At 69.8% G+C, this 13206-nt stretch carries 11 protein-coding genes and 1 pseudogene; 9 read left to right on the forward strand and 3 right to left on the reverse strand.

The genetic code is table 11. The features are described 5' to 3' along the window. The first annotated feature begins 1 nt into the window (after window position 1). The 6 genes from HNR76_RS08075 to HNR76_RS15675 all read left to right on the forward strand — a co-directional run bounded on the left by HNR76_RS08075 (window position 2) and on the right by HNR76_RS15675 (window position 5481). A complete protein-coding gene (locus HNR76_RS08075; RefSeq protein WP_162309599.1) occupies window positions 2–1315 on the forward strand; it encodes an amino acid permease in 1314 nt (437 codons plus the stop codon). A 10-nt stretch (window positions 1316–1325) separates the two neighbouring features. Continuing rightward, entirely contained in the window at window positions 1326–1976 is a 651-nt protein-coding gene (locus HNR76_RS08080) for a methylthioribulose 1-phosphate dehydratase (RefSeq protein ID WP_162309600.1), read from the forward strand. 103 nt (window positions 1977–2079) lie between these two features. Further along, entirely contained in the window at window positions 2080–2634 is a 555-nt protein-coding gene (locus HNR76_RS08085; RefSeq protein WP_162309601.1) for a 1,2-dihydroxy-3-keto-5-methylthiopentene dioxygenase, read from the forward strand. Between the two features lie 64 nt (window positions 2635–2698). After that, window positions 2699–3409, forward strand: a complete 711-nt coding sequence (gene mtnC / locus HNR76_RS08090) for an acireductone synthase (protein WP_162309602.1) — start codon at window positions 2699–2701, stop codon at window positions 3407–3409. A 303-nt stretch (window positions 3410–3712) separates the two neighbouring features. Continuing rightward, entirely contained in the window at window positions 3713–4564 is an 852-nt protein-coding gene (locus HNR76_RS08095) for a protein NO VEIN domain-containing protein (protein ID WP_183982188.1), read from the forward strand. Between the two features lie 26 nt (window positions 4565–4590). Next, window positions 4591–5481: a nuclease-related domain-containing protein gene (locus tag HNR76_RS15675; protein WP_162309603.1), complete on the forward strand. Its 891-nt coding sequence runs from the start codon at window positions 4591–4593 to the stop codon at window positions 5479–5481. Window positions 5482–5525: 44 nt separating this feature from the next. Here the strand turns inward: HNR76_RS15675 and HNR76_RS08105 are convergent, their stop codons facing one another. Then, the gene (locus HNR76_RS08105) at window positions 5526–6308 is read right to left on the reverse strand and encodes a 3-oxoacyl-ACP reductase (RefSeq protein ID WP_162309604.1); all 783 of its coding nucleotides are present in this window, start codon (window positions 6306–6308) and stop codon (window positions 5526–5528) included. A gap of 181 nt (window positions 6309–6489) precedes the next feature. On the opposite strand from HNR76_RS08105, the gene HNR76_RS08110 reads away from it, so the two are divergent. Continuing rightward, window positions 6490–6978: a VOC family protein gene (locus HNR76_RS08110; RefSeq protein WP_162309605.1), complete on the forward strand. Its 489-nt coding sequence runs from the start codon at window positions 6490–6492 to the stop codon at window positions 6976–6978. 42 nt (window positions 6979–7020) lie between these two features. Then, window positions 7021–7785: pseudogene (locus HNR76_RS08115) on the forward strand (DNA-formamidopyrimidine glycosylase family protein); the annotation flags it as partial. An 84-nt stretch (window positions 7786–7869) separates the two neighbouring features. Here HNR76_RS08115 and HNR76_RS08120 read toward each other — a convergent pair. Further along, the gene (locus HNR76_RS08120; protein WP_162309606.1) at window positions 7870–10557 is read right to left on the reverse strand and encodes a glycoside hydrolase family 3 C-terminal domain-containing protein; all 2688 of its coding nucleotides are present in this window, start codon (window positions 10555–10557) and stop codon (window positions 7870–7872) included. Window positions 10558–10884: 327 nt separating this feature from the next. Between HNR76_RS08120 and HNR76_RS08125 the strand changes: the two genes are divergently transcribed. Continuing rightward, a complete protein-coding gene (locus HNR76_RS08125) occupies window positions 10885–11790 on the forward strand; it encodes an alpha/beta hydrolase (RefSeq protein WP_246429057.1) in 906 nt (301 codons plus the stop codon). A 247-nt stretch (window positions 11791–12037) separates the two neighbouring features. Here the strand turns inward: HNR76_RS08125 and HNR76_RS08130 are convergent, their stop codons facing one another. Beyond that, window positions 12038–13069: a glycoside hydrolase family 5 protein gene (locus HNR76_RS08130; RefSeq protein WP_162309608.1), complete on the reverse strand. Its 1032-nt coding sequence runs from the start codon at window positions 13067–13069 to the stop codon at window positions 12038–12040. Window positions 13070–13206 lie beyond the last annotated feature (137 nt).

A 13206-nucleotide genomic window follows, 5' to 3' on the forward strand; every position in this document is an offset into this window, starting at 1 on the left:
GATGAGCGCAATCGCCCCCCGCAAGATCGGCCCGGTGCTGGCCACCTTCGTGGTCGCCAACAACATGATCGGCTCGGGCTTCTTCCTGCTGCCGTCCACGCTGGCCAGGTCCGGCGGGGTGACCGCGCTGAGCTGGCTGCTGTGCACGCTGCTGGCGATGCTGCTGGGCGGCGCCTTCGCCCGCCTGGCCAGGCACCATCCCGACCTGCAGTCGCCCGACGACTACGTGCGCCCCTCGCTGGGCCGGGACGTGAGCTTCCTGGCCACGACCATGTACTGGCTGTCCTCGTGGATCGGCAACAACGCCATCGCGGTGGCCGCGTTCGGCTACCTGGTGGTGGTGCTGCAGGCGTGGCTGCCGGTCGGCGACGGCCCCGGCGTGCGCCTGGGCGGGCAGATCGCGCTGATCTGGCTGATGTTCGCGCTCAACCTGCTCGGCCCGCGGCCGATCGCCCGCTTCCAGTCGATGTGCGTGGTCCTGGGCCTGCTGCCGGTGGCGGCGATCCTGACCGCCGGCTGGGCCCATTTCGACGCGGCGGTGTACCGCGATGCGTGGAACGTGTCCGGGCGCTCGGACCTGTCGGTGGTGATGGGCTCGCTGGCGCCGATCTTCTGGGCCTTCATCGGCCTGGAGACGGGCGCGATGGTGGCCGGCGTGGTCGACGACCCGGACCGCAACGTGCCGCGCGCGACCCTGGGCGGCATCGCCATCGCCGGCGTGGTCTACCTGGTCTCCTCGGTGCTGATGATGGGCATCGTGCCGGTGGCCGAGTTGGCCGAGTCCGGCGCGCCGTTCGCCCTGGTGGCCGGGCGCATGTTCGGGCCGTGGGCGGTGCTGCTGATCGCCGCGGCCGCGGCGCTGAAGGCCACTGGCACGCTCGGCGGCTGGATGCTGGTGACCGGGGAATCCGGCGCGCGCGCGGCGCAGCGCGGCTTCCTGCCCGCGCTGTTCGGCCGGCTGCGGCATAACGGCTCGGCCGGCATCGGGCTGTTCGTGGTCGCCCTGTCGATGACCGCGCTGGCCGTGGTCACCCTCTCGCCGACCGTGGCCGACCAGTTCGAGATCCTGATCGAGATGGTGGTGATCCTGGTGGTGATGGCGTACGTGGCCGCGGGCCTGAGCCTGCTGCTGGGCACGCCGCAGCGCCCGTCCACCCAGCGCGAGCGGATGCTGGGCATGGGCGCGCTGGTGGCCTGCGGCCTGCTGGTGTATTCCACGCCCGGCAAGACCCTGGTCGGCGGGCTGGTGATCGCGCTGCTGGCGCTGGCGGCCTACCGGGGATTCACGCGGCGGCCGCCACCGGCCGCACGCTAAAATGCGCGACATGACCACCCAGCAGAAGCTTCCCTACGACCCGGCCGCGCTGCGCAAGCGCGCCGAATCGATCATCGCCAACGTGCGCGAGCTGTCGCAGTTGGGCTGGACACCGGCCACCAGCAGCAACTTCTCGCTGCGGCTGGACGATGCCCACGCCGCGATCACGGTTTCCGGCCGCGACAAGGGGCGACTGGTCGAGGACGACATCATGGTCGTGGACCTCGACGGCCGCGCCGTGGGCCGGCCGCTGCGCCCCTCGGCCGAGACCCTGCTGCACACCCAGTTGTACCGGCGCTTCCCGGACATCGGCTGCGTGCTGCACACCCACTCGCGGGTGCAGACGGTGGCCTCGCGCCTGTACGCCGGGCAGGGCCGCGTCCGCCTGGAGGGCTACGAGTTGCTCAAGGCGTTCGAGGGCAACGCCACCCACGAGACCGCGCTCGACGTGCCGGTGCTGGCCAACACCCAGGACATGAACGTGCTGGCCGCGCAGGTCGATGCCCTGCTCGACCGCCAGCCGCTGTGGGGCTACCTGATCGACGGCCATGGGCTGTACGCCTGGGGCCGGAGCATGGCCGAGGCCCGCCGCCACCTGGAGGCGTTCGAGTTCCTGCTCGGCTGCGAGCTGGACCTGCGCAGGCTCGGAACGCCGGGCTGACCCAGCGTTCCGCCGGCGCTGCCGGCCGGCGCGCCGGCAACTGGTAATCTTGGAAGTCCACGCGGCGTCCACGCGCCATCGCACACTGCAGGTGACACCCCCCATGAGCCGACTGCGCATCTTCGACGAAAACGACCCGGGCCGGCCCCTGTTCGCCAGCCGCGACGGGCAGGCCATCGCCGCCGAGCTGGAAAAGATCGGCGTGACCTTCGAGCGCTGGCGGGCCAGCCGCGACATCGCGCCCGGCGCCAGCCCCGAGGAGGTCATGGACGCCTACCGCGCCGACATCGACCGCCTGGTCGCCGAGCGCGGGTTCAAGACCGTGGACGTGGTCAGCATCGCCCCGGACAACCCCAGCCGCGCCGAGATGCGCAAGAAGTTCCTGGACGAGCACTTCCACAAGGAGGACGAGGTGCGTTTCTTCGTCGCCGGCTCGGGCCTGTTCACCCTGCACGTGGACGGCAAGGTCTACGAGATCGAATGCGTCAAGGACGACCTGATCGCCGTGCCCGACGGCACCCGGCACTGGTTCGACATGGGCGAGGAGCCCAGCTTCGTGGCGATCCGCTTCTTCACCGAGCCGGACGGCTGGGTCGGGCACTTCACCGGTACCGACATCGCGCATAAATTCCCGCGCTACGTGCCGGAAACCGCCTGACCGGCTCCTTCGCCGCATCCCTGCCCCTCCCCATGGAGGGGCGCTTCTTTTCCAGGCCCCCGCCATGACCCGCGCCATCCTCACCGACATCGAAGGCACCACCAGCGGCATCTCCTTCGTCCGCGACGTGCTGTTCCCCTACGCACGCCGCGCCCTGCCCGGCTTCGTGCGCCACCACGGCCACGACCCCGACGTGCGCCGCTGGCTGGACGAGGTGGCGGTGGAGGCCGGCGGCCTGTGCCAGGACGAGATGATCGTGGAGACCCTGCAGGGCTGGATCGACCAGGACCGCAAGCACACCGCGCTCAAGGCGCTGCAGGGCATGGTCTGGGAGGCCGGCTACCGCAATGCCGACTTCACCGCGCCGATCTATCCGGACGCCGCGCAGACCCTGCAGCGCTGGCACGCCCTGGGCCTGCCGTTGTACGTGTATTCCTCCGGTTCGGTGCCGGCGCAGAAGCTGTTCTTCGGCCACAGCGACGCCGGCGACCTGACCGGGCTGTTCTCCGGCTGGTACGACACCCAGGTCGGCGGCAAGCGCGAGGCCGACAGCTACACCCGTATCGCCCAGGCCATCGGCGAGACGCCGCACGCCATCCTGTTCCTGTCCGACGTGACCGAGGAACTGGACGCGGCGCGCGCGGCCGGGCTGCAGACCGTGCTGGTCGACCGCCGCGAGGACTACCCGCAACCGCGCCAGGGCGAAGCCGCGCACGGCCATACCCGCGTGGCCAGCTTCCTCGACATCGAGCTGCCGCTGCCGCCACGCAATTGAGAATGTTTCCCGTTCGAACACGGGTTTCCCGGGCTGGCTAGACTGCGCGCCACGTAGCCCGCGCGTCCGCGCGCCAGCCACGCAATCCGCGCCAGCCCGCCTGCGCCAGCCAGCCACGGATCCGAACGAAAAACGCCCCGCATGGGGCGTTTTGCTTTGGTGGCTTCGGGGGGGCGGGTCCCAGGGAATCTGGCCGACCGCTTGCCGGCGCTCCGTCGCCACCGGCGACTTGTCCGTGCCGGTACCGCAAAGCGGACTGCGTTATCCTGGCCAGAATCGGGATACCGCTGGGGGAGCGGGCACATGGCAACCGGCGACGACTGGTCACGCAGCGAAGTGGAAGCCTGCGTAGCGGATTACCTGCGCATGCTGACCCTGGAGCTCAACGGCCAGCGCTACAGCAAGACCGAGCACGCCAACATCCTGCTGCAGAGGCTGGATGGCCGCAGCCGCCCATCCATCGAGTTCAAGCACTGCAACATCAGCGCGGTGATGCTGGCACTGGGTTATCCCGGCATCAAAGGCTACAAGCCGCGCCATAATTATCAGGCCCTGCTGCTGGACGTGGTGGAAGCGCAAGTGCAAGCCAGCGCTACCGTGCAAGAAGCCGCCCAGGCCGCCGTACTACGCCCGGCCGCCGAAATCGCCCTCGCCGACACCGCCGGCATCTGGGTGCCTGCCCCTAAGCAGCAGCACGTGCGCGAGGATCCCGCGCCCTATGCCCCGAATTTCTCCGCCGCCCGCCGCGACTACCTGGCCCAGGAAGCGCGCAACCGGTCCCTCGGCCGCGCCGGCGAACTGTTCGTGCTGGAGCTGGAGGCACGGCGACTGCATGCAGCCGGCAGGAAGGCGCTGAGCGAGCGCGTCGAACACGTCGCCGCTACGCAGGGCGATGGGCTGGGCTACGACGTGCTGTCCTTCGAGGAAGACGGCCGCGAGCGCTTGATCGAGGTGAAGACAACGGCGTTTGGAGAACTCACCCCGTTCTTCGTCAGCCGCAACGAATTGGCGCGCTCCGAGGCCGATGCCGCGCATTACCGGCTCTATCGACTGTTCAACTTTCGCGACAGGCCGCGCCTGTTCAACCTGCATGGCGCCATCGCCGGGCATTGCCGACTTGACGCCATCACCTATTCGGCCCGTGTAGGCGGGTGACTCTTTGATTCACGGAAGGAACCGATGTGATCTCGAATCTTGTGCTATTCGCCACCTCGCTGGTTTCGGCCATCCTGTTGCTCTCCGGCGTCTTGATCATCAAGGCCATACGCCGCCGGAACAATCGGCGATCACCGCTACGAGGAAAGAAGATTGCGAACCTGCCCGGCCAGCAGCTCATGGCCCGGACCATCGATCATGGCGAGAACCTGAGCTTCGCCTTCATCCTCATGTACTTCTCGCTTCCGCTCACGTTGGGTGCTTGGTCGATCCATCACGTGGACTGGAGGTCCGTCCGATTCGGCTTTGACGAGGCGCTGTTCCTGACGGCCGGCATCGGCGTGTTCGGATACGGACTTTGGATGTATGCCCGTAGCTACGGCGCCTACATGGCGGCGAAGGAAGGCCAAATCGCTGAACAGATCACCGGGCAACTGCTCAATCGGCTGATGGGCCCCAAGTGCATCGTCGCCCACGACATGCCCTGCGAGAACTTCAATATCGATCACATAGTGATCGCCCCACGCGCGGTCTATGCCGTAGAAACCAAGTCGTTCCGGAAGCCGGCCGGCTCCAGCGACAGCTCCCACTACAAGGTTGCCTTTGACGGCAACTCGCTGCAGTTCCCAGACTTCCGCAGCACCAAGGTTATCGAGCAGGCGCGCCGCCAATCCCAGTGGCTCGGGCGCTACCTGAAGGAAAGCTTGGGTCGGGACGTGCCGGTGATTCCCGCGATCGCACTCCCTGGCTGGTGGGTCGAGAGGCTCGAAGGGGCGCGTAAGAGCGATATCAGGGTTTTCACGCCCATGGGGCGCGGCGCCGAGTTCCTGCTGTCTGGCGAGGAGATACTCGACGGGACGACACGCACCCTGATCGCGCAAGCCGTCGCCCAGAAGTATCCAAGCGTAGACAAGTAGGAAGGGATGGCCCTCCCCTGCCTACTTCGGCCATCCATTAGGCCTCAATCCTTCACCAGCCCCCCATCCACCACCAGGTTCTGGCCGGTCACGGCGCGCGACCAGGGAGAAGCGAAGAACAGTACCGCGTCGGCGAACTCGGCCGGGGTGGTGACCCGGCGCAGCGGCGTGCTGGCGGCGATCAGGTCGAACACCGCCTCGGGCGTGGCGGCGCTGGCATCGGTGGTGCGCAGCAGGCCGCCGGAGACCATGTTCACCGTGATCCCGTCCGGTCCCAGGTCGGCGGCCAGGGTACGGGTCAGCGACAGCAGCGCCGCCTTGGACGCGGTGTAATCGTGGTACGGCACCACTGGGTTCTGGAACAGGTTGGTGCCGATGTTGACGACCCGGCCGAAGCCCGCCTCGCGCATGCCCGGCACCGCCGCCTGCACCGTGTTGAGCGCGCCGCGCACGCTGCCTTCGAACTGCGCGGCGAAGCGCTCCCAGCCGATCTCCGCGCCGGACGGGCGCGCATCGCCGTCGAAGACGAAGTCGACCAGGGCATTGTTGACCACGGTGGTCACCGGCGCGCCGAAGTGCACCCGCGCCTGGGCGATCATCGCGGCCACCTGCGCCGGATCGGTCACGTCGGCCTGCACCGGCAGCACGCGGTCGGCGCCGAATTCCCGCTGCAGGGCCAGTGCGGCGTCGCGGCTGCGGCGGTAGTTCGCCACCACGCGGGCGCCCTGCCCGGCGAAGGCGCGGCTGAGGGCGGCACCGAGGCCGCGGGCCCCTCCGGTGACGAGGACCACCTGGGAAGCAAGATCGACCGAAGCAACTGCGCTCAAAGCACCGACTCCAGAAAGCAGGAAGCGAACCTGGCCCCATTGTCCTGGATCCGCGGCCCGGAACCGACAAGGTAGCCGCCTGCCCGGCAGGCAACAACCCGGCGGGGCTGTGGCTTGACCCCGTCTTTAGCCGGGGCGTTATACGCTCTGCGCCGACCTGCCCCGACCCGGGAGTACGAACATGACCGCCAGGAACACGATCTGCCTGTGGTTCGACGGCGCGGCGCTGGACGCGGCCACCTTCTATGCCGCCACCTTCCCGGACAGCGCGGTGACCGCCGTGCACCACGCACCGGGCGACTACCCCTCCGGCCGGCGGGGCGACGTGCTGACGGTGGAGTTCACCGTGCTCGGCATCCCCTGCCTGGGCCTCAATGGCGGACCGGCGTTCAAGCACAGCGAGGCGTTCTCGTTCCAGGTCGCCACCCAGGACCAGGCCCAGACCGACCGCTACTGGAACGCCATCGTCGGCAACGGCGGCCAGGAAAGCGCCTGCGGCTGGTGCAAGGACAAGTGGGGGCTATCGTGGCAGATCACCCCGCGCGCGCTGACCGAGGCCATCGCCGATCCCGACCCGGCGGCGGCCAAGCGCGCGTTCGAGGCGATGATGACAATGGGCAGGATCGACATCGCGGCGATCGAGGCGGCGCGGCGGGGAACGCAGGGCTGATCCCCGCCGTGGCCGGTTGACGCCGGCTACACCGGCCACGGTGATACTCGGCCCAGGCCCGAGGGCCCTTCCATCGTCATCCTGCGCGAGGCGGCGGCGCACTTCGCGGGACGCAAGGTCCTGCGCGTGAGCGGCAACAGCACGCAGGACATCGGCCGCCTGGCGGGCCGCACGCTGCTGGGCGTGCGCAGTTGGGGCAAGCACTTCCTGCTGGAGTTCGACGGCTTCAGCGTGCGGATCCACTTCCTGCTGTTCGGCAGCTACCGCATCGACGAGGCCAAGGACGCGCCGCCGCGGCTGGGCCTGGACTTCGGCAAGGGCCGGGCGCTGAACTTCTACGCGTGCTCGGTGCGCTTCATCGAGGGCGACCTGGACGACGCCTACGACTGGAGCGCCGACGTGATGAACGACGCCTGGGACGCGGCCGCCGCGCGGCGCAAGCTGCGGGCGCAGCCGCAGGCGCTGGCCGCCGACGCCCTGCTCGACCAGGACGTGTTCGCCGGCGTGGGCAACATCATCAAGAACGAGGTGCTGCACCGCATCCGCGTCCATCCCGAGAGCCGGGTGGGCGCGCTGCCGCCGCGCAAGCTGGCGGAGCTGGTGAAGCAGGCCCGCGAGTACAGCTTCGACTTCTACCGCTGGAAGAAGGCCTTCGTGCTCAGGCAGCACTACCAGGTGCACACCAGGACGCTGTGCCCGCGCGACGGCACCCGGCTGAGCTACCGCAAACACCTGGGCAGGGCCAAGCGGCGCGCGTTCTGGTGCGGGGCCTGCCAGCGGCTGTATGTGCAGCCGCCCGACGCGTGAACCGGCGCCGCGGCGCGCGCGCGCCGCGCGGGCTTCCGGCCCCGGGCCACGGCCCGGAGCGCACGCGCGACCGGCCCGCGTCCCTCAGCGCGCCACCGGCCGCACCCGGTCGACATCGAAGCCCGCCTCCTGCCCCGCCACGCCGGTGCCGGGCTGGCCCGAACCGACGAACACGCGGTAGCGTCCCGGCATCACCTGGCGCCCGCCCTCGACGGTCACCGCGCTCAGGTCGCGGGAATCGAGCTCGAACTGGAGCGTGCGGCGCTCGCCCGGCGCAAGGTGCACGCGCTTGAAGCCCCGCAGCGCGATGCGCGGGACGCCTTCGACATCGGGGAAGTCCAGGTAGAGCTGGGCCACCTCGTCGCCGGTGCGGTCGCCGGTGTTGCGCACCTCCGTCGTCACCCGCAGGCCCTCGCCCGCGCCGCCCTGCGCCGCCTGCAGCCGCAGCGGCGCGTAGGCGAAGCGGGTGTAGCTCAGGCCATGGCCGAACGGGTACACCGGCGTGCCCTCGAAGTAGCGATACGTGCGCCCACGCATGTCGTAGTCGTCGAACGGCGGCAGGTCGTCCACCGAGCGGTAGAACGTCAGCGGCAGGCGCCCGGCGGGATTGACGTGGCCGGCGATGACGTTGCCGACGGCCAGTCCGCCCGACTGGCCCGGATACCAGGCCTCGATGATCGCGTCGGCATGCTGCTTGGCCCAGGCCAGGTTGATCGGGCTGCCGTTCATCAGCACGACCACCAGCGGCTTGCCGGTCGCCCTGGCCGCCTGCAGCAGCGCCTGCTGGTCGGCGAGCAGGTCCAGGCTGGTCTTGTCGCCGCCCTTGAAGCCGGGCACCTCGATCGGCGCTTCCTCGGCCTCCAGGTCCGAGGTGAGGCCGACCACCGCCACCAGCACGTCGCTGTCGGCCGCCGCCGCGCGCATCTCCGCCTCGGGCGCTTCCGAGATCCGCTTCCACAGCAGCCCGATGCCGGCCAGGATCCGGGCTTCGGTGGTGACCGTTATCGGATAGCGCCGGCCTGCTTCGAGGCGCACGGTCTTCATCGTCGGCAGGCTGTTCCAGGAGGCCTTGCTCAGGTCGACGAACGGCTGCCCGTCGAAGGTCATCTCGCCATTGAAGCCGCCGATGCCGAGCCGGTAGGTACCCGTCTCCGGGGGCACCAGGTAGCCGGTCCACCGGACCCGGTGCACGTCGCGCACCTGGGCCAGGTCCAGGCTGCGGGAGTTGACGTCCGGCTCGACCCGGGTCGCCACCGGCGCGCCCTCGAACCCGGTCCTGGCGATCCACGCATCCAGTTCGCCCGGCGCGAACCGGGCCGGCGGCACCGCGGCGGCGTTGTAGTAGCGCGCCAGCAGGCCCGGCTTGCCGTCGGGCGTGAGCAGTGCGCTGCCCGGTACCGGATCGCCGTCGGTGAAGCTTGCGCCGAACGGCACGTGGCGCACCTGCGCGGCGGGCATGGTGCGCCGCAATCCCTCCACCACCGACACCGGCGGGCCGGATTGCGGCGAGGAGTAGTTGCCGCGCAGCACGCGGGTCGCGTCGGCCAGCGGCCCGATCACCGCGATCCGCGCGCCGGGCCGCAACGGCAGCACGCCCTCGTTCTTGAGCAGCACCAGGCTCTTCTCCGCCGCCTCCAGCGCCAGGGCGGCATGGTTCGGGCGGGCGATGTCGGCCGGCGAGGCGGTGTCGGTGGACGGCGGGCGCAGGCCGGGCAGGTCGCCCGTGCGATAGCGCGCGGCGAACAGCCGCACCAGCGCACGGTCGATGTCGGTCATCGAGACCAGCCCGCGTTCCAGCGCCTGCCGGTAGGGCGTGGTCAGGCCGTCGGTGTCGACCAGGGTGGCGCCGTTGCACTCGTTGTCCACGCCCGAGCGCAGCGCGGCCGCGACCGCCGATGCGGCATCGGGCGCATAGTGGTGGTGGACGCGGATGTCGGCGACCGCGTCGCAGTCGGACACCACGTAGCCCTTGAACGACCAGGCATCGCGCAGGTAGTCCTTCAGCAGCAGGTCGTTGGCGCAGGCCGGCTGGCCGTCGACGCGGTTGTAGGCGCACATGATCGAGCCCGCGCCGCCCTCGACGATGGCCGCGCGGAAGGCCGGCAAATAGGTGTCCTCCAGGTCGTGCCTGGAGACGTAGACGTTGGCATGGTGCCGGGTCGACTCGGGACCGCTGTGCACGGCGTAGTGCTTGGGCGTGGCCACCACGTCGAACCGGTCCGGGTGCTCGCCCTGCACGCCCTTGACGTAGGCCACCGCCATGCGCGCGGCCAGGAACGGGTCCTCGCCGTAGGTCTCCTGCCCACGGCCCCAGCGCGGGTCGCGGAAGATGTTGACGTTGGGCGACCAGGTGTTCAGCCCGGTGCCGATGCGGCCAGTGCGCCCGGTCTGCCGCGCCAGCGCATGCAGGCCGCGGACCTCGGTGGCGATCACCGCGCCGACGCGCTGGACCAGGGCGTCGTCGAAGGTGGCGGCCAGCCCGATCGGCTCGGCGAAGTTGGTGGTGGGCACCGTGCCCATCGCCCCGTGCAGCGACTCGGTCCACCAGTTGTAGGCGGGCACCTGCAGGCGCGGGATGGACGGCGCGGTGTTGAGCAACTGCCCCAGCTTCTCCTCGGTGGACATGCGTGCCACCAGCGTGGCGGCCATGGCCTCGGCCGGCTGCACCGGATCGGCCGCAGCCTGCGAACCCTCCACGGCGATGGCCGGCATGGCGGTGGACAGCGCAAGCGCCAGCATGATCGTGACGGCGCGCAGCAGCGGATGCGTCATTCCCCAATTCTCCCGCGGTTTCGATGGTGTTCGAAGCCGACGGTGCAGCGTATCCGGTGCCGGCGCGCCCTGCGATTCCAAAAGGGTTATGCCTCATGTCTATTTTTGGGTGCGGGCGAGGAAGGGGATTTCCCTGGCGTATGCTCGGCCCGCTTTGCATCCAGGCGCCGCGTGCCGGGGAATCGGCACGACAGCCGGCGCGACATCCCGGTACGGCCCGCTCGTGCGCGGCGCCCATGCCACGCTCTTCCCAACCGGAGAAACGCAATGATTCGGACAACACGCCTCCTGCACGCGTTCGGCCGAGCGGTCCGGGGCAGCGCGCCCATGGCCCTGGTGCTGGCACTGTTCTGCGCCGGCCTGGCGCCGGCAAGTGCCCAGAACGATGCGATGACACCGATCGCGACGCCGGCCCAGCCCACTGCCATCCCGCTCGGAACCGGCCCGCTGCCGGAAGCCAAGGTCCCCGAGTCCTGGCACAGCCAGTACGGCAGCGTCTTCGCCCGCAACGTCATCGAGGCCACGCTCACGCCGTTCCTTCCCGACCCGGCCAAGGCCACCGGCGCCGCCGTGATCGTGGCACCGGGCGGCGGCTTCCGCTCGCTGTCGATGGAGAACGAGGGCTGGGACGTGGCACGCGCGCTGGCCGACCGCGGCGTGGCCGCCTTCGTCCTGAAGTACCGCCTCAACCAGACCCCGGCCGACCTGGAAGGCTTCGGCCAGGCGATCCGGGACATGCTTGCCGGCCCGCGCCCCGCGCGCCAGCCGGACGCCGCCGAAGCGGCATCCGGCCTGGCCCCGCAACTGGCCGACTCGCGCGCCGCGTTCGCGCTGGTGCGCAGCCGCGCTGCCGAGTGGCACGTGGATCCGGACCGGATCGGCATGATCGGCTTTTCCGCCGGCGCCATGCTCACGATGGTCACCACGCTCGCCGGCGAGGATGCCAGGCCCGCCTTCGTGGCCGACATCTACGGCCCGCTCTCGCCAGCGAAGGTACCCGCCGACGCCCCGCCGCTGTTCGTCGCCCTGGCCGCCGACGACGGCCTGTTCGCCAACAGCGGCTTCGGCCTGATCGAAAGCTGGCGCGCAGCCGGTCGCCCGGTGGAGTTCCACTTCTACGAGCGCGGCGGCCACGGCTTCGGCATGTACCCGAAGGACACCACCAGCACCGGCTGGTTCGAGGCCTACGTGAGCTGGCTGAAGATGCACGGGCTGCTGCAGAAGAAGAAATAGGAAGACCACGGCCCGTCGGGTTCTTCGTGCCCGGCGCGTGTCACCCCGTCGGCCATGCCGGTGGGAAGGAGGCGGTCGACGACCGTACCCGCGCACCCGCCCACGGCCCGATGGGGAACACCGTGGGCGGCCGCCGAGGGCCATGAGGACGCCCTCGCTGAGGACGTCGATCACCCGGGCCGGCATGGCGGGCTGCTTCCGGCCCGCCGTGCAGCCCACTGGCGCGCTTACCCGATCGTAGTGCCGCTCACTCGGGCAAGACCTTCGAATCGGGGATGATCGCGCGCAGGATCGGCTCCACCCAGGCCTGCTTTTCGAAATCGTAGAGCACGAAATCGCTGGAGAACTGCCAGTAGGCATGGGCGAAGCCGCGCGCTTCGGCGGCGCGCGCCACGGTGGCGGTCCACAGCACGCGCCCCTCCATCGGGGCCCGGTCGTAGGCGCCGAACTCGCCCAGCAGGATCGGGCGGTCGTGCTTGAGCGACCAGGCCTTCACCGCGTCGAAATCCTTGCCGATCTGGGCAATCTGCCCTGGCGTGCCGAACGGCACGTCCTTGAGGCCGGAGATTTCCGGACCGACCCAGTCCGCGCCCTGGTGGGTGAAGTCGAAGGGCTCGTAGTAGTGGAAGGTGGCGATCAGGTGGCGGTCGTCCTCGGGCAGTTCCAACGGATCGAGGTAGCGGAAGCCGTTCCAGCCCACCGGCCCGATGACGACGTTGCGGGTGGGGTTGCTGGCACGCACGATGCGCAGCAATTGCGGGAACAGCGCGTTCCACGCGTCCGCGTCGAGCTGGCCGTGCGGCTCGTTGAGCAGTTCGAAGACCAGGGAATCGGGCTCGTCCGCATACCGCGCGGCCAGTTGCGACCAGACTTTCTCCAGCCGGGGGACGCAACCGGCCATGTCCTTCGCGCAATCGTCGAAGTCGTGCACGTCGAGGACGACGACGAGGCCGTGCCTCTTCCCCATCGCCACGACCCAATCGAGCTTCTCCAGCCAGGCCGGGTCGAGCGTCCCGGCCTCGTCCAGGTGCCGGAAAGTGAACAGCACCACGCGCACGGTCCGGAAGCCGGCGTCGTGGATGGCCTTGAAATGCTCCTCCCGGTAGTTGCCCTGGCCGCCGTCGCGCCAATAGGGGTCGTATCCCAGGATGTTGACCCCGGCACCCATCCGCGCGACCTGCTCGGCGGCGGAGATTCCCGGAGCCTGGGCCGCGGCGTGCGGCACGATCGCCGCCAGCGCCAGCCACATCGCAACCGCCACCCCTGCGGTTCTGGACATCGAAATCCCCTCTTGCGGCAACCGTTCCAGGCCAATGGGTAGGCACGTTAGCCGGCTGCGCAGGGCGCGGCAACTTCACCGAACGGCGCCGATTGGCCCGCTCCAAGGACGCCAAGAGCCCGCGCAACGCGGCAAAA

It is taken from the genome of Pseudoxanthomonas broegbernensis (assembly GCF_014202435.1).
In the GTDB taxonomy this organism is placed as follows: Bacteria; Pseudomonadota; Gammaproteobacteria; order Xanthomonadales; family Xanthomonadaceae; genus Pseudoxanthomonas; species Pseudoxanthomonas broegbernensis.